Origin of the sequence: Myroides phaeus, assembly GCF_900099675.1 — a bacterium.
In the GTDB taxonomy this organism is placed as follows: domain Bacteria; phylum Bacteroidota; class Bacteroidia; order Flavobacteriales; family Flavobacteriaceae; genus Flavobacterium; species Flavobacterium phaeum.
The window spans coordinates 59,817-80,776 of sequence record NZ_FNDQ01000007.1 but is presented as its reverse complement, the minus strand read 5'-3'; the positions used below and the strand labels follow the sequence as shown (position 1 = coordinate 80,776).

Here is a 20,960-nt window from a genome sequence, read left to right as displayed (position 1 = left end):
TTAATCAAATTCTATATCCAACAATTGATCAAATTCTCTCCCTATATCATTAGACACCTCATCTAATACAGTAGCATTGATTATATTGTTTTCTTCATCCATCAAATCAATAAGTGCTGTTTTTGTAAGTGCATAAGCTCCAACAGCATCACAGCTTAAAAACTGTTCTTCTGTAATTACTTTCCCTACCTCTTTGCGTTTTTCTGTATTCTTATTTGCTATATTCCCAGCATAAATAAGATTATTAAATGACGACAAGATATACGGACTATGTGTGGTAATGAATATTTGAATATTAGTAGAGTTGCTATTATACACCTTTGCTAACAACTCAACGATTGCTTTTTGAGCTGTAGGAAACAAATGAGCTTCAGGCTCTTCTATGTACAAAATACATCCTGAAGTATTCAATTTTTTATCATAAATAGCTCTCAATATCATCAATAAAGGCAAAGCTTCTTGTTGTCCCGAAGACACATTTTTAAGTTCTACTTTACGATTATCTTTATGCAAGATATAATCTTTACGATTATCATCGCGTATAAACTTACCTCCAATTACATCTTCAATTAAACGATCACAAGAACTATCCTCATTGATTGTAGTTTGAAAATCACTAATTATCTGATATAGCTGTCCAAATTCTCTTAAGAAATAATCTATTGAACTCTCATTACTGATAATTGAATAAATGTTAGAATGTAGTGTTGAGAAAAAACTACGCCCTGCAGGAATAAACAACTGTGGTAAATAGCTCTTTTGATATGTTTTCTTAACAATTTCTCTTCGTAGACTTTTTAATTGTTCAGCTTGAAAATAGTACTCTGCAATATCTTTATCTACAAGTTTTTCCTTACCAAACTCTCTTTTAACTTTAAACAACTCTTCTAATAAATTTAAAAAACCTTCCGAAAAAAAAACATTAAATTCATCAAAGCCATCGCCTTCAACAATAAAGATTTCCCCTTCTATACTAGTATAAGTAATTTGAAAAGGTTGTTTTGTATTAAAACTACTTTTATCAAATATCTTTTTAAATTTGTTTTGTACTGACTCTTTAATAAAACTTACTTGATCTGTAGTTTCAATTCGTTCAACTGCATCATTTACAATCCCTTTAAAGAAATAAAGCAATTTTACAACAACACTTTTTCCAACCCCTTGAGGGCCTATTAGAATATTGACTGGTTTAACTTCTAAATATAGATTGTCAATTCCTGCAAAATTCTTAATATCGATTGTTTCTTGATTTACCATAAAGTTATTAGTATAAATATAATGCTTTTTAAAAAATATGCTTTCTCAAAAACAAATATACTATATATTGTTTTGTTATCAGAGTTGTCTTGTTTTTTATTACTTTAGTTATTAAAAAACACTAACGCATATTGCTTTTTTTAAATATCTTTTCAATAACCTATTAGACAGTTTAAACGACATTAAAATGAATGATAATTATTGAATATCTTAGAGTTCAAACCTTCTATCCAATTGAGAGAAAAGAGGAACTTGATAGATTAAAAGGAATGAAATTAGAAATTGTCAATGATAATTATGGTTTTTACTTATAACGTCTAAAAGCTTATTTTTAAAACTATTTACTTTTAAAAAAACCTCTACAAAGCTTGCTTAACCAAGCTCATGATATATTCTAAGTTATCTGTATTTGAAACTGCTAATTCATAATCTCCATTGCCATAATGCCCTTTTGTAGAAGCATCAATTGTTAGCATTTTAGAGTCTTCCAATGTTCCTTTTTTCATATTAATCCACAAGATCAAATTCTTCTGTTGAACACGTATATCAACAATATTATTTTTCAACTTAAATGCGATATACATCTTCTTGGGAACAATTTCTATATCTCCTGATAAATTAAGAATAGATGCTTTAAAAGCTTCAAATAATTCTATAATATCATCACTCTTCCCTTCTAAATGACTTTCTTCAGAATAAACAATTATTTCTTTTGCTACTTTAGCTATTTGCGAATCTTGATCGCTCTGTACCTCTTTAATAGCTGGTGCTGACTTTGACTTCTTAATAGGATTAACTACAATAATATCATTGGTATATTGTTTTATCTCCCATAATTCAATAGGCAAGTCCTTGAAATTAGAAGCTTGCTTTTGAAATGAAGTAAATGATGGTGATACAAAAACAACTTTAGATTGAGACCAATCTACATCATTTCGCTTTAGATTACCGCTTTGACTTTCGTTGTATTCAACTATAAAATCTGCGCGATTCTCTAACATCAGATTTAGATAAGATACTCCTTGATCTACAACAGAGTAACTGCGCTCTCTTTTATACTCAATAATAACAAATGAATTGTTCTCTTCATCATAAGCCAAAGTATCTATGCGATTTGCTTTGATAGAAAACTCTGATTTAATAAACTTCCACCCTGTTATATTCTCTAAGTTGGCTTCAAATAATTGCTGTATTTCTTTCTCAAGCTTAAATGGCTTTTCTTTTAAGCTTGACAACTTACTTTTATGTTGAGTATATAATTGCATAGGGTACTGTTTTTATTTCTGATGTGATTTTTTTTCACAAGATGTCCAAATATACAATAAGTAAAATCTTGATGATAATTAAATGTGTAAGTGGTGCTTTTTATTGAGTAAACAAACTGGGAACTGGAAACCGAATTAAGTGAGATGTGAAACGTGATGCGTCAAAACTGAAAACAGGAAACCGAAATATCATTGTAAACAAAACACCACAATTTAACCGAAGCGCCTAAGCGGCTTTATTTGTTTCTTTTTGGTATCAAGACAAAAAAGAGAAGAAAGAAACAGAAAAACGTAATTTTTCAAGAAATAAAGGTCGAAAGCTGTGCTTCCAAACAAAATATGCAAATGTTAGATATCAGTCTTAAATAGAAATTATTGCTTTTAATATACAACACATCTTTATAAACCTCATAATTACAACTCATACAACAATAATAAACAATAGGTCACGCAGTTATAATCGATGAGAGGTCCACGTTAAATCACTTGTTAAAACTTGCAACAGAACAGAATTTAGCTATCTTCGTATTACTAAAACTGAAACAACTTTATGGAATGTATTTCTGTATTTGATATGCTCAAAATTGGCGTAGGACCTTCAAGTTCTCATACTTTAGGTCCGTGGAGAGCAGCAGAACAATTTTTAAATGAACTGCACGATCGCCAAATATTTAATAAAGTTTCTAATGTAAAAATAGACTTATATGGCTCGCTTTCTCTAACGGGAGTGGGACACGCAACGGACTTAGCTGTGATGCTGGGTTTAAGTGGGGCTGACCCTGAGTATGTGCCTGTGGAGGATATAAGCTCAATTATAGCTAAGATAAATGATACGAAAACCTTGGTTTTAGGGGGGAAAACACCAATTACCTTTGATCCTAAAACTCAGATTGTTTTCAATAGAAACTTCTTGCCTTTTCACGCAAATGGAATGACGTTTACTGCTCAATATGGTGAACACGAAATCTATGAGTCTACTTTCTACTCTATTGGGGGTGGATTTGTTGTGAAAGAGGAAACGGCTCAGAATAAAGAAAATGACGAGATTAAAGCGTCTTTCCCTTTCCCTATTGATAAGGCAACTGAACTGTTAGCTTATTGTAAAGAGCAAGGAATGTCTGTTTCTGAAATCGTGTACGAAAATGAGAAATCTCTTCGTACGGATGAGGAAATTCACCACGAACTTATGCGTGTGTGGAATACAATGCTGGAATGTATGTACATTGGTTGTCACACTGAAGGTATATTGCCTGGTGGACTAAATGTGCGTAGAAGGGCGTATGATACTCACTCTAAATTAAAAGGCGAATTACCTTATACTAATCCACAAGAATGGCTACAAACAATCCGCAAGACGAAGGTGTACTTCCGTCAAATCTTGAAATGGGTAAGCTGTTTTGCTTTAGCTGTAAACGAGGTTAACGCTGCTTTAGGTCGCGTTGTTACTGCTCCTACAAATGGTAGTGCGGGAGTAATTCCGGCTGTTTTGATGTACTATTTAGTGATTGAAAACCACAAGGCAAGTGAGAAAGAAATCAAACAGTTCCTTTTAGTGGCGGGTGAAATTGGTAGTATCTTCAAAAAAGGAGCAACTATCTCTGCTGCAATGGGTGGTTGTCAGGCTGAAATTGGCGTGTCAAGTGCTATGGCGGCTGGTGCATTGTGTGAAATGATGGGGGGTACGCCTGAGCAAGTGATGATGGCAGCTGAAATTGCTATGGAACACCACTTGGGATTAACGTGTGATCCGATCGGTGGTTTAGTACAGGTACCTTGTATTGAAAGAAATACAATGGGGGCTATTAAGGCTATTAATGCGGCTGAATTAGCGTTAGACACTGACCCTAAGAATGCGAAAGTGCCTTTGGATAAAGTGGTTAACACGATGTGGGAAACGGCTAAAGATATGAACAACAAGTATAAAGAAACTTCTGAAGGTGGACTGGCAGTTGCTGTTAGTTTGTCTGATTGTTAACTATATGAAGAAACTAATAACGACAATACTTTGTTGTATTACAATACAAACGTGGGCGCAAGACATACTGTATGTCAACGCGCCTACGGTTGCTTATAAGGATAGCCAAGCAACGCAAAAAATGGGTATCTACACACAAGGAACACAGCTGACTTCGTTTGAAAAAGTGTCTAATAAATTGTATAAAGTGCTGGTTGATTACCAATCGCCTATGTATATAAACGACATTAAAAACCTCAGCACGAAGTATAAAGCGGTGGAAACAATTACTTCTCCTGCTCCTATTATTGATGAGGATGAGTTTTATGCGGCTCCTCACTTGTTTACAACTGTGGCGGGACTAAAGGTGCGCGAGTATCCTTCAAGTACGTCTTCTGTGTTGGGAACAGTGTTAAATGGTACTATTGTGCCACTACCCTTTTTCCCTGACGATAAAGAAGCGTGGGTTCCTATTGATTATATGGACAGAAAAGGGTATATTCAAGCAAAATTCTTAGGACAACGCCCTGATTTGGACGAGTTAATCCAAGCGTATAAGTATGCTAGGGAAACTCAGGACCAAAAGAAATACGCTGAGCGCGTGTTGGAATTGGGTTGGAATAGTGCACATTATTACACAATTCAGGCGTTAGACGTTTTTGTTGAGTATGCTAAAAACAACAATTTGATGGAGTTAGCTGAGATTAATCAACTTAAAAAACAAGTTTTAGAGGCAACTCCGCTTGACGGGGATTCAAGTAAAGTAGAAAAGCTACAGAAAAAACAACAATTTGGTTTTACAATCAACGGCATCGTTGAACCATTGGCTGGTTTTGATGGAGAGCTGGTTAAACAATACATTGGGTATCCTTTAGAGACGTACTCAGACTTAGACGATTGTGCTTTAGGTGATTATGAGGGCAATGCTTTATATAACTCGGCTGAGTTTATCACAAACGATTTGTCAAGTACTGTGAAAGCTCGAAAAATGGATATGCTTAATTTCAACGGTTTTAAAATTGGCAAGCATTTGTTAAATGGCGAAACAACGGAGAAAGATTTTTTAAAAATAGCTAAGGGATTGATAGGTAATATCTCGCCTTTAGACAAATCATACACCATTTATTTAGATGGACAGGCTTGTCTTTTCATCTTCCAAAATGGATTATTATCAAGAGTGGAATTGATTTATTACTGTTAATCCTTTTAATTCCCCTCTTTTTATCTAATTTTACATTTCTAACAAAAAGAACAATTATGTCAGTAGCAAAAAAAGATTATAAGAAAGTGACTACTAAGTCGCTTATCGATATGAAAGCTAATGGTGAAAAAATTTCAATGCTTACGTGTTATGATTACTCAATGGCTAAAGTATTGGAAGCTGGAGGAGTAGATGTAATGCTTGTAGGTGACTCTGCAAGTAATGTAATGGCAGGACATGAGACAACATTGCCTATTACATTAGACCAAATGATTTATCACGCACAATCTGTTGTACGTGGAGCGGAGAGAGCTTTAATAGTTGTTGACTTGCCATTTGGTTCTTACCAATCGGATCCTAAAGAAGCTTTGCGTTCTGCAATCCGTATCATGAAAGAAAGTGGTGCACACGCAGTTAAAATGGAAGGTGGAATTGAAATTAAAGATGGTATTAAACGTATCTTAGATGCTGGTATTCCGGTAATGGGACACTTAGGTTTAACACCTCAATCTATTTACAAATTCGGAACTTACACGGTAAGAGCTAAGGAAGAAGAAGAAGCAGCTCAATTAATTCAAGACGCTAAAATGTTGGAAGAAATTGGATGTTTTGCTGTTGTTTTAGAGAAAATTCCTGCTGCTTTAGCGAAAAAAGTAGCTGAAAGCATTTCTATTCCTGTAATCGGAATTGGTGCTGGTAATGGTGTTGACGGACAAGTATTGGTTATCCACGATATGATTGGCTTAACACACGAGTTCAACCCTAAATTCTTACGTCGTTATTTAAACATTTTCGACCAAATGAAAGGGGCTGTTGAGCAATACGTACAAGACGTTAAAGCTGTTGATTTCCCCAACGAAAATGAACAATATTAAGCTTATATACTCTTTTATATAAGTTCAAAAATATCCTTTAAACACTATTAAAGGATATTTTTGTTTTAAAATCTATTCTATGAAAATTGTTTCTACACCTGATAACTTACAAGTGCTTCACGAGGATAACCATATTATTGTGGTTAATAAACGCGTGGGTGATATTGTTCAAGGTGACCAAACGGGCGATATGCCGCTAAGTGATATCGTCAAGCTTTATTTAAAGAAAAAATACAACAAACCGGGTGAGGTGTTTTTAGGGGTGGTTCACCGCTTAGACAGACCTACGTCGGGATTGGTCGTTTTTGCTAAGACTTCAAAAGCGCTTACTCGCTTGAATGAGTCGTTTAAAAATAGAGAAACACAAAAAACGTATTGGGCGGTAATTAAGAATGCCCCTCCTAAAGTGGAAGATACTTTAGAGCATTTCTTGGTTAGAAACCCTAAAAACAATACGTCTAAGGCGCATAAAAAGGAAGTTCCTAATAGTAAGAAAGCAAAGTTGTCTTACCGTATGTTCCATCAGTTAAAAACATACTCTGCTTTGGAGATTGATTTACACACGGGACGACACCACCAGATTCGCTGTCAACTTGCCGCTGTGGGGTGCCCGATTAAAGGGGACTTAAAGTATGGCGCTGACCGCAGTAATCCTGATGGGGGTATTCACTTACACGCACGCAAGCTTACTTTTGTGCATCCTGTTACAAAAGAATCCTTGACGATAACTGCCCCTACTCCAGAAGATGTTATCTGGAATGAGGTATCAAACTAAAATATAAAAGGTGCATATCAATTGCGATTAGATATGCACCTTTCGTATTTTATATGGTTACTGGTTTTAAGTTCAACGCATTACGTTTTCGGTTTTCGGTTTCCGGTTCTGGTGTATCGATTTGTTTTTGACACCCAGTATATCGGTAGAGACGCGATACTTCGCGTCTAACATTTGCATATCACGCATCGCGCTCGTACGGGCGAACCTATGTGTTCGCCCCTTGTTGTTTATTTATAAACAAAAAAAAACGATATGTGATATACATTGTGTCGTATGCCGTGCGGGCGAATAATAATTCGCCCCTACATAGGTTGAATTGGGATGTTTTGTTTGTAATGACATTCCCACATTTTCGCAACGGTTGAATTGGGATGTTTGTTTGTAATGACATTCCCGCATTTTCGCAACGGTTGAATTGGGATGTTTTGTTTGTAATGACATTCCCACATTTTCGCAATGGTTGAATTGGGATGTTTTGTTTGTAATGACATTCCCACATTTTCGCAACGGTTGAATTGGGATGTTTGTTTGTAATGACATTCCCGCATTTTCGCAACGGTTGAATTGGGATGTTTTGTTTGTAATGACATTCCCACATTTTCGCAATGGTTGAATTGGGATGTTTTGTTTGTAATGACATTCCCACATTTTCACAACGGTTGATTTGGGATGTTTTGTTTGTAATGACATTCCCACATTTTCGCAACGGTTGAATTGTGATATTTTGTTTGTAATGACATTCCCGCATTTTCTCAACGGTTGAATTGTGATGTTTTGTTTGTAATGACATTCCCACATTTTCACAACGTTGATTTGTGATATTTTGTTTGTAATGACATTTCGGGTTTTAGGTTCGACGCATCACGTTTCACGTATTTCAGTTCCCGATTCCCAGTTCAACGCATCACGTTTTACGTTTCACGTATTTCGGTTTTCAGTTCCCAGTTTTCGGTTTCCCTTTTACTTTACTCCTCTGTAACAATCGGTTTATCATTTCGCGACCACTCACTCCACGAACCGACGTATAACTTCGGAATCTCCATTCCTGCTGAGGCGATGGCTAATAAACTATGGCAAGCAGTGATGCCTGAACCACAGTGAACGATTACTTCTTCTTTTCCTGTAAACGCTTTGGTGTATTTGTCTTTCAACTCATTAGGTGATAAGAACAATCCGTTGGCGTCTAAATTAGACATAAACGGAATATTCACTGATCCTGGAATATGTCCCGCCACTTGGTCAATAGGTTCTGTATGTCCTTTATAACGACTTGGCTCACGAACGTCAATAACCAAATAAGTAGGCTTTTCTGAGTTTGCCTCTACCTCATCAATTGTCGCTGTTGGCAATAACCACGCATTAATAGGGTAAGCCCCTACTGCCTTTATCTCTACGAGTTTATCATTCGTAGGAAAACCTTGTTTCACTGCCTCTTGTATTCCTCCGTTTAAGACCTGTACCTTTGGATGTCCTACTGCTTGCAACATCCACCAAAAACGAGCTGCCGAATTAGCGCCGTTCTTGTCGTCGTAAATGACAACGTGACTATCAGGTGTTAATCCTAAGTCTTGTAAAACTTGGGCAAACTGAGCTAACGTAGGTAAAGGATGTCTTCCGCCTTGTGCTGCGTCTGCTCCTATATTAGCCAACTGCTTGTTAGAATCGACAAAAATAGCACCCTCTAAATGCTGTGCGTCATAATTTGCCTTTGCGTCTTTGTGGTTTGAAGCATCAACAATAACAAGGTTATCCCCTGCTGTTTGTTGCAATACTACTAACTCCGACACTTGTATAATGGGTTGTAAGCTCATCTTTCAATAGTTTTAATTGTGGTTCTAAAAATACGTGATTACAATCGCGGAATAGCAATAATCTTTGTTAATCTCATTCCCAAAGCTAAAATATCCCTATCACCTTTCACATCATACGTATTATTAGTCATTGAAATACTCGTTTCTGTATCCAACACCTTTCTCTTCACAGCTGTACTCACTTCATAGGTTACGTACAAATCGTCTGTATCTAAAAACTTGGTTACAATTTTCAACACCCCGTGTTCTTCATTTACATTAAACGGCAACACCTTATTAATCGCTGGGTTAAACGATTCAGACACATATACCGTTAGCTCTTTGGGCAAAAAGCGTTGACCAACTGCCATTGCCTCTTTCGCTGTGTATACAATTCGCTCAGCCTTATACCCTACTAAATCAATAAAATCACCTGTTGCCACTCGGTCGTAATTCAACGTATCTATATTCGTTTGCAACTGCTCAGCGTCAATATAATTCTTCTTATAAGAGAAGTTTAACTTGCTGTTGGGTACAATCGTTGACCCGACATACGCAAAGCCCTCATCTAAAATATCATTCCACTTATTCTCTAAAACATACGTAAGTCCCTCTCCTTTGTAAACAGCCTCGTAACCTGCAACATAAACACTACTACTGATAAAAGGCAAAGTGCCGTAAGTGGTAGTAAAAGACGGACTATTCTTAATCACTTCTTGCAGATGGGCATTGTCTTCTTTTGATAGTTTAGCCCCGTATTCTTTTGCTAAATCAAGCATATGCAACGGGTCTTTACTCACATATTTCACAAAGTCGTTAAAGATAGGGTCACTCATAGACATTGTGTACGTCAAGGCACCTTCTTCAAACTTCACTACCTCTTGTTTCTCTTTATTTACGGTTTCTGTCTGTGGTTGCCCTGTTGGTTCGTCTCCCTTTTTATCGTTCTTACAACTGGTAATTAGGAGTCCAACACCCAACAATAATAGCATACTTTTTTTCATAAACATCATTTTTTGTATGCCTAAAATACGAAAACTATATAACCCTTTCTAAGAATTGTATAACTAATAATTGGTTGAATTGTTCGTATTTTGTACTTACCTTAATACACATATTATATACTATAATGAAAAAACGATATAAAGTTAGCGGAATGAGTTGCAACGGTTGTAGGACCAAAGTAGAGAATACGCTAAACGAACTAAAAGACATTAATGCACAGGTTACGTTAGAAACGGAAGAGGCTGCTATTGAATCGAAAAGCGAGATTGATACCTTACGCTTGCAAAAGGCATTGCTGAAAAAAGGGAACTATATCTTACAAGAAATTGTAACCCATACAGATGGTACACAAGAGGTACTACCTCCGGTTGAAATTAGTGAGGAAGACCAGTATGTACAAGAAATTCCACAAGGAATGGCAGACAAGGCAGGGAAGTATTTCTGTCCGATGTTATGTGAGGGTGATAAGGTATATGACACCAATGTAGGCTGTCCGGTATGTGGGATGAACTTAGAACACATACCAGCTGCAAAGGTTGAAAAAACAGTATATTACTGTCCGATGTTATGTGAGGGTGACAAGACCTATGACGAGCCAGGGGATTGTCCGACTTGTGGTATGAACTTAGTTGAAAAGACGATTTCGGTTGAACCAGAAGATACCACATATAAGGATATGTTGAAAAAACTGCGCATCTCCTTAGCTTTTACTATTCCTGTGTTTTTACTGGCAATGGGTGGTATGATTCCGGGTGACCCAATTGGACAGATAATCCCCCATCACATCAATAACTATTTACAACTGCTATTTACCATTCCGGTTGTCTATGTATGTTGGATGTTTTTCCAACGCGCGTGGACATCGTTTAAAACGTGGAATCTAAATATGTTTAGTTTAATTGGATTAGGAGCTGCGGCGGGATTAGTATTTAGCGTAGTGGCATTGTTCTTTCCAAACTTATTTCCTGAGGATTTCAAAGGAGAACACGGTATTCACTTGTATTTTGAGTCGGTAGCAGTTATTCTGACCTTGGTTTTAGTTGGACAAGTAATGGAAGCGAAAGCGCATAGCCGTACCAATACGGCAATTAAAGAATTGTTGAAACTACCGCCTACTGATGCTACGTTGGTAACAGATAAGGGGGATGAAAAAATAGCGATTGACAAAATAGTCAAAGGCAACAAACTACGCGTTAAACCAGGAGAGAAAATTCCCGTTGACGGTGTAATTGTAGAAGGAGAAAGTAGCATTGACGAATCGATGATTTCAGGAGAACCAATTCCTGTTCACAAGATAAAAGGTGCCCCTGTAGTAGCAGGAACAATCAACGGCAACAGCTCTTTTGTGATGTCGGCTGAGAAAGTAGGTAGCGAAACCTTGTTGGCACAAATCATTGAAATGGTAAACAACGCGAGTCGCTCACGTGCACCAATTCAGAAGTTAGCAGATAAAGTGGCGAAATACTTTGTACCAACGGTGGTTTTAATCGCTGTGGTAACTTTCTTCTTGTGGAAAATATACGGTCCGGAACCTAAGTTGGCTTTTGCTTTTGTGAATGCCTTAGCCGTGTTAATCATCGCTTGTCCGTGTGCTTTAGGATTGGCAACGCCAATGTCTATTATGGTTGGAATTGGAAAAGGGGCACAAAACGGTATCTTGATTAAAAACGCGGAGGCACTGGAAACAGCGAATACTATTGATGTGGTGATTACGGATAAAACGGGTACGTTGACGGAAGGGAAACCATCAGTTGAGAAAATCGTTAGTCTGACTGAGGCGTACACAGCTGAAGAGTTGCTATACTTGACCGCTTCGTTAAACCAGAATAGTGAGCACGCTTTGGCGACTTCGTTTGTCAATAAAGCAAAAGATGAAGGCGTACAGCTTATTCCTGTAAAAATGTTTACCAACAACACAGGTAAGGGTATTCAGGGAATTGTAGATAAAAAGCGTATTTCCCTTGGTAACAAAGCGTTAATGGAAAGCGTTCGCGCTGAGTTGTCTGATGTGTTGATACAACAAGTAGCAGTTGAGCAAAACCTTGGGAAGACAATTTCGTATATCGCCGAAAACAACACCATTATAGGATATGCCGTGTTATACGACAAGATAAAAGAGAGTAGTAAACAAGCAGTGAAAGACTTACAACAAAAGGGGATTGAGGTAATTATGATTACGGGAGATAACCCTAATACGGCTAAGGCTGTAGCTGATGAATTGGGCATTGTTCACTTCCTTGCTGAGGCGATGCCACAAGACAAGTTGAACGAGATTAAGAAGCTACAAGAACAAGGGCGTATCGTAGCAATGGCGGGGGATGGTATTAATGACGCTCCAGCATTGGCACAGGCAAATGTGGGTATTTCTATGGGTACGGGAACTGATGTGGCTATTGAAAGTGCGGAAGTTACGTTGCTAAAAGGCGACTTAGCAGGTATTCCAAAGGCGATTAACTTGAGCCACGGAGTTATGCGTAACATCAAACAAAACTTATTCTTTGCTTTTGTGTATAATAGCGTAGGAATACCAATTGCAGCAGGGATATTATATCCCGTGTTTGGCTTACTCCTATCGCCTATGATTGCGGCAGTAGCTATGAGTTTTAGTTCGGTTTCTGTTATTTCAAACTCATTAAGATTGAAAAACCTGAAACTTTAAGGGGGTAAAGCACTTACTTTAAGGTTGAAAAATAAGCTTGTCAAAACATCACCAGTTTGGGTGATTATAGCATAAAAAGACAAAAGGTTGCAACGCTGTGTGTCGTTGCAACCTTTTTACATTAAAAAACACAATATAAATAAATCAAAAAAGAGCTCGATATACTCGAGCTCTTTCTCTCACCTTAAATCAAAAACTGCAAACACATTTTACAATTTTAATCTTTAAAAAAAGGCCACTCGATAGAATGGCCTTCTATACTGATACATCTTATATTAAATAAAACAAGTCCCCACTCCGTTTTTTTTTAACTTTCTTAAGATGTTCAGAGCAATTTTTTTCCTTATTACCTACGGCTAAGATACACATTAATTTCAAACTTTAACAATAAAAAATACTTAATTTTACTTAATTACCTAAAATTAATAAATTCAAAACAACAAATAGCATTTAACTATTGTATTTTCATAATACAACTTGTTTTTTTAACAAATATTATTTGATACATACGCTCTGTTGGTAATTATATTATTCAGAACGATACAATTACTACTCTAAACTTCTTTTTTGTATTGATAAACAACTGCAAAAAGTAAGCTTTCCTACCTTAATCCCTTTCCTTTTACCTTTTACAACATATATTTTGTAGTAAATACTTGATTATCCGTTTTTTTAAACTAATTTGACCCTTTTACAAACACAATTACTAAATATGAAAAAATCAATACCTGCTATTCCTGCAGTAATCTTATCTATGATGAGCGTGCAAGGTGGGGCTTCTATTGCAAAATCACTATTTCCTGTCTTAGGAGCAGCAGGTACAAGTTCACTGCGCATTGGTATTTCGGCTATTATCTTATTCTTTTACAACAGACCAAACTTAAAAAAACTAACGACTTTCGAATGGAAAATTAGTTTTATGTACGGTATGTGCTTAGCTTTTATGAACCTGTTGTTTTACTTTTCTATTCAACGTATTCCAATTGGTTTAGGGGTTACTATCGAATTTATAGGTCCACTTGCTTTAGCTATTTTCTCTTCTCGAAAAAAAATAGATTACCTATGGGCTATAATTGCCGCTATTGGAATATTGCTAATTGTTCCTTGGCAAAACAACTCTCTTGATTTTATAGGACTTTTACTTGCTTTTGCGGCGGGATTATTTTGGGCAGGGTATATTGTTGTCGGTGGTAAAGTAGCACAGAAGATGGATAGTAACACATCGGTTACTGTTGGTATGGGATTTGCATCTCTTTTCATTATTCCTTTTGCCTTGGTTTCAGGTGATTTAATGGCATTAACAGGAAAGTTATTGTTGATTGGAACGGCTGTTGCACTATTGTCAAGCGCTATTCCTTTTTCATTAGACATCATTGCGTTAAAGAAATTACCTTCAAAAACCTTTAGTATTTTAATGAGTTTACAACCTGCTTTTGGGGCTATTTCAGGATTATTATTCTTAGGTGAAATTCTGACATTTTACCAATGGCTGTCTATTTTGTGTGTCATCTCTGCAAGTATTGGAACGACAATTTCTTCAAGAAAAGACGTTTAATAATAATTCTTTGATGTATCGGGAAACGCGATAAGATATATTGCATCTTCCATTCTATATATTCATTTAGTGAATTACATTGTGGTATCCGTAAGGGTACACCTCTTATTAATTAATAGCATTACAGTATTGTTTGTTTATAAATAAACAACAGGGGGCAAACACGTGGGTTTGCCCCTACGAGCGCGATATGTGATATACATTATGTCGTATGCCGTGCGGGCGAATAATAATTCGCCCCTACAAAAGTTGGGTTGTGACGATTTTGTTTGTAACGGTATTTCGTTTTTTATGCATCGGTTCAATTGTGATATTTCAGGGGATATATGTCATTTCATCAAAATAATCACATCACATACATATTGGTTGCGTTGTAATGGTATTTCAGTTGAATTAAGATATTCCTATTTACGATAATATAACAGTTTTTTCACCCCTATCACTTTTTACTCTTCACTTCTTCTTTTTTCTCAATAAAGAGAGAAACAATCAATCCTACTGCAAGTACGCCTTGAATGACTAACCACCAAGTTCTATCAAGTGCGATTACATAAAAAGGTTGGAATATTAAAATCAAGAAAACATAGGTAATCATCTCTATGACCTTCTTGTTGATATGGGAGTTATATGCTAAAATACCAAAAGCTACAATCACAATAAAACTCATCAGTTGATGGTAATCTTGTGAAGTTACAAGCATATTCAATACTAATAAAATAACTACTATAATTTTGATTGCTCTTTCCATAATAACTATCTTTAAGAATACTTCCTTTAAATATATACATTTTAATTCAATATTCATAGTTATCAATAAGATAATCTAAAAAACACCTCATCATATGCATTATATTTAAAATAGGTTCTCTCCTATTACAAATAGTATTATACTTCTATTGTCCTTATTCAAATTTGCTTTTATTTGAAACAAAAAAAACTTACTTTAGCACTTAATTATTATCAATTTATATAACAACACAATGAAACAAGTAACATTAAATCACATACACGAAAGTTTAGGAGCGAAGATGGTTCCTTTTGCAGGGTTTTCAATGCCTGTTCAGTATGAAGGAGTAAATGCAGAACACGAAACAGTAAGAAATGGCGTGGGAGTATTTGACGTTTCTCACATGGGAATCTTCAAAATTTCAGGTCCTAACGCGTTGAGTTTAATTCAAAAAGTTACTTCTAATGACGCTTCTACTTTAGTTGACGGAAAAGCACAATACTGCTACTTTCCAAATGAAAAAGGTGGTGTAATTGATGATATCATTACGTATAGAGTAAACGAAGAAGAATACCTAATGGTAGTTAATGCTTCTAATATTGAGAAAGACTGGAACTGGGTTACAAGTCACAATGACGTAAACGCTACAGTTGAAAACTTATCTGATGGATACTCTATCTTAGCTATTCAAGGGCCTAAAGCTATTGAAGCAATGCAAAGCTTAACTGCTGTGAACCTTGCTGACATTAAATTTTATAACTTCGTAATTGACACATTTGCTGGCGTTCCTAACGTAGTTATTTCTGCTACAGGATACACTGGTTCAGGAGGTTTTGAAGTTTATGTGAAAAACGAAGATATTGAAACTGTTTGGACTAAAGTATTTGAAGCTGGTGCTAACTGGGGAATTAAACCTATTGGATTAGCTGCTCGTGATACATTACGTCTTGAAATGGGATACTGTTTATATGGCAACGAACTAAACGATGAGATTTCTCCTTTAGAAGCTGGTTTAGGATGGGTAACTAAGTTTACAAAAGACTTCGTTAACTCTGAAAACTTAAAAGCAGAAAAAGAAGCAGGTATCAAAAACAGATTAGTTGGTTTTGAATTAATCGGTAAAGGTATTCCAAGACACGATTACGAAATCGTTGACGCTGAAGGAAACGTAATTGGTAAAGTAACATCTGGTACACAATCTCCTTCATTAGGAAAAGGTATCGGAATGGGATATGTACCAGTAGCTCTTGCAGCAGAAGGAAGCCAAATCTTTATCCGTATTCGTAAGAATGACGTTGAAGCAAAAGTGGTAAAAACCCCTTTTTATAAAAAATAAACTAATTAAAACGGGAGCTTGAAAATAAGCTCCCGTTTTTTTTATGATATATTTGAATAATACTATATTTTTGCACTATTAAAATTAAGTAACAATTATTATGGGAAGAGCGTTTGAATTTAGAAAAGGACGTAAGCTAAAACGTTGGTCTGCTATGGCAAAAACGTTTACAAGAATCGGTAAGGACATTGTAATGGCTGTAAAAGAAGGTGGACCTAACCCAGAAGCTAATGCTCGTCTTCGTGCTGTAATACAAAATGCTAAGGCAGCTAATATGCCTAAAGATAATGTTGAACGTGCTATTAAACGTGCTACAGATAAAGATACTGAAAACTATAAAGAGGTAATTTTCGAAGGATATGGTCCTCACGGTATTGCTTTCTTAATCGAATGTGCTACTGACAACAACAATAGAACAGTTGCTAATATCAGAAGTTACTTCAACAAATGTAACGGTACATTAGGTACACAAGGATCGGTTGAGTTTATGTTTGACCACACTTGTAACTTTAGAATTCCTGCTGAAGAAGGTAGAGATTTAGAAGAATTTGAATTAGAACTTATCGATTTCGGTATTGATGAAATCTTTGAAGATGAAGATGGTGTAATGATTTACGCACCTTTCGAAAGCTTTGGAGCTATCCAAAAAGAATTAGAAGGTAGAGGAATTGAAATCTTATCGTCTGGATTTGATAGAATTCCACAAGTAACAAAAGAACTTACAGAAGAAGAACAAGCTGATGTAGATAAATTGTTAGACAAAATTGAAGAAGATGACGACGTACAAAACGTATTTACTACGATGGCGTAATCACCGATTATAATATTTAAAAGAGCTTCCACTGGAGGCTCTTTTTTTATATCGATACCTCAACGATACTTGTTTGCTGTATAGATAGAATGAATGAGTATTAACCAACTCATTCTTTAAAAGGTTTTAAATTACCCCCTATTCTTTGTAAACTTACAATGAACTATTGTTATTTACTTTTCAATGCAGTTCCCCTATTCAATCTAAAAGCTACTTCTACTAACAACAATCCCACAACACAATCTATCTTTCATTCCCATTACACCTAAGCATCAAATATCTACCCCACAATTAGCTGTTCTCTTTAAAAAATAGATATATAACATTAAGTACTCAAATTTTGCTATTTTTGCACAAAAAACATTAAAGTATGAAATGGGAAGGTCGTAGAGAAAGTAAAAACGTCACAGATAGTAGAGGTAAATCTTCTGCTGGTAAAACTGCTTTAGGTGGTGGACTTGTGGGGATTATAGCTGTATTGCTATATATGTTTGGAGGAGAAACAGGCAAACAAATTGCACCTGTTTTAGAACAAATGAATACAGGTCAGCAAACTGAGCAAGTTGAAACAAGACAACTATCTCAAGAAGAACAACAAATGGGTAAAATGGTAGCAGTAATTTTTGCTGATACTGAAGATGCGTGGCACAAAATTTTCCAAGAAAACGGAATGCAATATCGCGAACCTAAAATGGAGTTATTTGATGATCAAGTAAACACTAAATGTGGTGGTGCTACTGCTGATGTTGGTCCTTTTTACTGTCCGGCTGACGAGACTGTATATATGGACTTGCGCTTTTTTGAAGAACTACACAACCGTTTTGGTGCTGAACGTGGTAACTTTGCTATTGCTTATGTAATTGCACACGAAGTAGGACACCACGTACAAACACTATTGGGTACAAATAGCAAAGTACACCAATTACAACAAGGTAAAAACAAAAAAGAAGCTAACAAACTTTCAGTTGGTTTAGAGTTACAAGCTGACTTCTACGCTGGGGTTTGGGCTAAATACAACCAAAAATACTTAGAGCCTAAAGATATTGATATCGCTTTAAGTGCAGCACAAGCTGTAGGAGATGATGCTATTCAGAAAAGAGTTACAGGACAAGTAAACCCTGACTCGTTTACACACGGTACTTCTCAACAAAGAAAAGAATGGTTTATGAAAGGATTTAATACTGGAGATATAAAACAAGGAAATACTTTCGACCACTTGAGATAATAACAATTAATTACAAGGCCAAAACAAATGGCTTAGCTTATGGACAATACAAAACAACGACTTAAAGACATTGCTGAAAATGGTTTAAACCTACAAATGAACAACGTAATGTCTGAAGCCTTTGCTTATTATAAGAAAATAGTAATCCCAGCATCGGCAGCTTTAATGCTTCTGACGTTTTTAGCTTCTATTGGTTTTTCATCTATTCTTTTAAAAATGTATGGAGAGGACACAGAGGCTGTATTAGAGCAATTACAAACATTCTCGCCTATGAACTTACCTTTAGACCAGATTTATATCTACCTATTGGTTATGACGGGACTTACTGCTTTTAGCTCAATCCTTATGGCTGGCTTTTTAGAAATGGCCGCAAATGCTTACAAAGGAAAAAGATCAAGCTTATTCTTAGCGTTTAAATACTTTATAAACGTAAAAGGATTATATCTTTTAATTATACACTTTGTAGTGTCTATTGTATTATCTACGATTGTTTTCTTCTTACAAATGGAAGGATTAGGTATGGTAGCAATGGCAATTAACTGGCTTGTAAACGCACTTATCGTGTTTGTTACTCCATTAATTATCTTTGGTAATTTATCACCTATTCAAGCTGTAAAAAACAGTGTAATGGTCGTTAATAAACAACCATTCACCATTATATTAATCTTATTGTTTAGCTACTTTGTGGTTGGAGCAGGTTTATTCTTTTTCTTAGTTGGAGTTTTCTTTACAATTCCGTTCTTATTCAGTGTGTGTTTTGCACTGTACAGACAGGCAATTGGTTATTACCCTAAAGAAGATAAATTATCCTAACCACCCCTCTCTATCTAAACTACGATATTGTATTGCCTCAGCTATGTGCTGGGGCATTATTTTTTCACTATAATCCAAATCTGCTATTGTTCGCGATACTTTTAATATACGATCATAGGCACGAGCAGATAAATTCAGTCTGTCCATCGCACTTTTCAACAAGCTCAGCGAATCTTCTTCTAAACTACAATACTTTCTTATTAAAGCCGTATTCATCTGTGCGTTGTAGTGTACCCCTTTATGAGGTTCAAAACGCGTAGACTGTATATTACGTGCTGCTATTACTCTTTCTTTGATGTCTTTGCTTGGTTCAGACAACTGTTTGTCAGACAACTTTTCAAAAGGCACAGGATTTACTTCTATATGAATGTCTATTCTATCTAACAAAGGACCTGACACCTTGTTGAGGTAACGTTGCATTTCAGCGTGAGACGACTTGATAGGCGCATCAGGATCGTTGAAATACCCACTTGGACTTGGATTCATACTTGCCACAAGCATAAAAGAAGACGGATATGTAATGGTAAACCTCGATCTCGAAATGGTCACTTCCCTATCCTCTAAAGGTTGTCGCATCACTTCTAATACATCGCGTCTAAACTCAGGCAACTCATCTAAAAACAATACTCCATTATGAGCAAGAGATATTTCACCTGGCTGTGGGTATCCGCCTCCGCCAACAAGAGATACAGACGAGGCCGTGTGGTGTGGACTTCTAAAAGGTCGGTTGCAGATTAATCCGCTGTCTTTTGCCTTGCCTACTACACTGTGAATCTTGGTAGTTTCTAATGCTTCATCCAATGTCATTGAAGGTAATATACTTGGTAAGCGCTTTGCCAACATCGTTTTCCCTGATCCCGGTGGTCCTATTAATATAATATTATGCCCCCCTGCGGCTGCAATTTCCATTGCCCGTTTAATACTCTCTTGTCCCTTCACATCCTTAAAGTCAATAGCTAAATGGTTTTCTGAATCGTCGTTAAACATTGCTTTCAAATCTAACTTCACAGGCTCTAAGTTTACTTTACCTGATAAAAAATCAATTACCTCATCTATTTTACTAACACCGTAAACATCTAACCCCTCAACAATAGCAGCTTCCTTTTCATTTCCCTTGGGAATAATAATGCCCTTAAAGCCTTCTTCCTTTGCTTTTATAGCAATAGGTAAAGTACCATTGATACACTGCAAAGAACCATCTAATGACAACTCTCCCATAATTACATAATCCCCTAAAGTCTTTTGAAGAGTAATCTGGCTTGACGAAACCAATATACCAATAGCAATAACCAAGTCGTAAGAAGACCCTTCCTTTCGCAAATTGGCAGGTGCTAAATTGATTGTTATCTTTCTACCTGGCATACGATAACCGTTATTCTTTAACGCTGCCGCTATCCGATAGCTACTTTCTTTAATTGCACTGTCTGGTAATCCTACCAGGTGATACCCCACTCCTTTGTCAATGTGTACCTCAACAGTTATTGTTGTTGCATCAATGCCGTAAACAGCACTACCGAAAACTTTTTCTAACATATTTACACTACTTTTTAAATGGCTAATTGTGGAAAAAGAAAGTTTACTTAATAAATTAAAGAATAGTATATCATTTTCATTTTGTAGAGCACATCCCCACAATGCAACACTTTCACAATCTTTGATTTGTTTTATATTTCTTTTCAAAATACTTTGATTTATTACAAAAACAACAA

17 protein-coding genes are annotated in these 20,960 nt (G+C 36.1%); 11 read left to right on the top strand and 6 right to left on the bottom strand.

Translation table 11 applies throughout. From position 1 onward, the window contains the following. Window positions 1–1,257 carry an AAA family ATPase gene (locus tag BLT46_RS05205; RefSeq protein WP_090407267.1) on the bottom strand — a complete coding sequence of 419 codons (1,257 nt, stop codon included), beginning with the start codon at window positions 1,255–1,257 and terminating at the stop codon, window positions 1–3. A gap of 191 nt (window positions 1,258–1,448) precedes the next feature. Between BLT46_RS05205 and BLT46_RS13285 the strand changes: the two genes are divergently transcribed. Continuing rightward, window positions 1,449–1,571, top strand: coding sequence for a hypothetical protein (locus BLT46_RS13285; RefSeq protein ID WP_262492382.1), 123 nt, complete (start codon window positions 1,449–1,451; stop codon window positions 1,569–1,571). 45 nt (window positions 1,572–1,616) lie between these two features. Here BLT46_RS13285 and BLT46_RS05200 read toward each other — a convergent pair whose 3' ends face one another. Further along, window positions 1,617–2,522, bottom strand: a complete 906-nt coding sequence (locus BLT46_RS05200) for an endonuclease NucS domain-containing protein (protein ID WP_090407264.1) — start codon at window positions 2,520–2,522, stop codon at window positions 1,617–1,619. 550 nt (window positions 2,523–3,072) lie between these two features. Here BLT46_RS05200 and BLT46_RS05195 point away from each other — a divergent pair. The 4 genes from BLT46_RS05195 to BLT46_RS05180 all read left to right on the top strand — a co-directional run bounded on the left by BLT46_RS05195 (window position 3,073) and on the right by BLT46_RS05180 (window position 7,327). Further along, the gene (locus BLT46_RS05195) at window positions 3,073–4,497 is read left to right on the top strand and encodes an L-serine ammonia-lyase (protein WP_090407262.1); all 1,425 of its coding nucleotides are present in this window, start codon (window positions 3,073–3,075) and stop codon (window positions 4,495–4,497) included. Window positions 4,498–4,501: 4 nt separating this feature from the next. Continuing rightward, window positions 4,502–5,677 (top strand): SH3 domain-containing protein, encoded by a 1,176-nt coding sequence (locus BLT46_RS05190; RefSeq protein WP_090407259.1) that lies wholly within the window; start codon window positions 4,502–4,504, stop codon window positions 5,675–5,677. A 56-nt stretch (window positions 5,678–5,733) separates the two neighbouring features. After that, window positions 5,734–6,552 carry a 3-methyl-2-oxobutanoate hydroxymethyltransferase gene (gene panB, locus BLT46_RS05185; RefSeq protein WP_090407256.1) on the top strand — a complete coding sequence of 273 codons (819 nt, stop codon included), beginning with the start codon at window positions 5,734–5,736 and terminating at the stop codon, window positions 6,550–6,552. Window positions 6,553–6,631: 79 nt separating this feature from the next. Next, window positions 6,632–7,327, top strand: coding sequence for an RluA family pseudouridine synthase (locus tag BLT46_RS05180; protein ID WP_090407252.1), 696 nt, complete (start codon window positions 6,632–6,634; stop codon window positions 7,325–7,327). A gap of 968 nt (window positions 7,328–8,295) precedes the next feature. Here BLT46_RS05180 and BLT46_RS05175 read toward each other — a convergent pair. Further along, complete coding sequence (locus BLT46_RS05175; RefSeq protein WP_090407249.1) at window positions 8,296–9,141, bottom strand: sulfurtransferase; 846 nt, start codon at window positions 9,139–9,141, stop codon at window positions 8,296–8,298. Window positions 9,142–9,179: 38 nt separating this feature from the next. Then, a complete protein-coding gene (locus BLT46_RS05170) occupies window positions 9,180–10,124 on the bottom strand; it encodes a hypothetical protein (RefSeq protein WP_090407246.1) in 945 nt (314 codons plus the stop codon). A gap of 125 nt (window positions 10,125–10,249) precedes the next feature. Between BLT46_RS05170 and BLT46_RS05165 the strand changes: the two genes are divergently transcribed. Both BLT46_RS05165 and BLT46_RS05160 read left to right on the top strand, forming a co-directional pair. Continuing rightward, on the top strand, window positions 10,250–12,784 hold the full coding sequence (locus BLT46_RS05165; protein ID WP_090407242.1) for a heavy metal translocating P-type ATPase: 2,535 nt from the start codon (window positions 10,250–10,252) through the stop codon (window positions 12,782–12,784). A gap of 712 nt (window positions 12,785–13,496) precedes the next feature. Further along, complete coding sequence (locus BLT46_RS05160) at window positions 13,497–14,339, top strand: EamA family transporter (RefSeq protein WP_090407239.1); 843 nt, start codon at window positions 13,497–13,499, stop codon at window positions 14,337–14,339. Window positions 14,340–14,778: 439 nt separating this feature from the next. Here the strand turns inward: BLT46_RS05160 and BLT46_RS05155 are convergent, their stop codons facing one another. Next, window positions 14,779–15,087 carry a DUF6804 family protein gene (locus BLT46_RS05155; protein ID WP_090407372.1) on the bottom strand — a complete coding sequence of 103 codons (309 nt, stop codon included), beginning with the start codon at window positions 15,085–15,087 and terminating at the stop codon, window positions 14,779–14,781. 232 nt (window positions 15,088–15,319) lie between these two features. Between BLT46_RS05155 and gcvT the strand changes: the two genes are divergently transcribed. The 4 genes from gcvT (at window position 15,320) to BLT46_RS05135 (ending at window position 19,251) form a co-directional block, all read left to right on the top strand. Then, on the top strand, window positions 15,320–16,402 hold the full coding sequence (gcvT, locus tag BLT46_RS05150) for a glycine cleavage system aminomethyltransferase GcvT (protein ID WP_090407236.1): 1,083 nt from the start codon (window positions 15,320–15,322) through the stop codon (window positions 16,400–16,402). Window positions 16,403–16,502: 100 nt separating this feature from the next. Then, entirely contained in the window at window positions 16,503–17,213 is a 711-nt protein-coding gene (locus tag BLT46_RS05145) for a YebC/PmpR family DNA-binding transcriptional regulator (protein WP_090407234.1), read from the top strand. Window positions 17,214–17,583: 370 nt separating this feature from the next. Beyond that, a complete protein-coding gene (ypfJ, locus tag BLT46_RS05140; protein WP_090407230.1) occupies window positions 17,584–18,438 on the top strand; it encodes a KPN_02809 family neutral zinc metallopeptidase in 855 nt (284 codons plus the stop codon). Between the two features lie 39 nt (window positions 18,439–18,477). Further along, the gene (locus BLT46_RS05135; protein WP_090407227.1) at window positions 18,478–19,251 is read left to right on the top strand and encodes a hypothetical protein; all 774 of its coding nucleotides are present in this window, start codon (window positions 18,478–18,480) and stop codon (window positions 19,249–19,251) included. Here BLT46_RS05135 and BLT46_RS05130 read toward each other — a convergent pair. After that, complete coding sequence (locus BLT46_RS05130; RefSeq protein ID WP_090407369.1) at window positions 19,243–20,784, bottom strand: YifB family Mg chelatase-like AAA ATPase; 1,542 nt, start codon at window positions 20,782–20,784, stop codon at window positions 19,243–19,245. The genes BLT46_RS05135 and BLT46_RS05130 overlap by 9 nt on opposite strands. Between the last annotated feature and the right edge of the window lie 176 nt (window positions 20,785–20,960).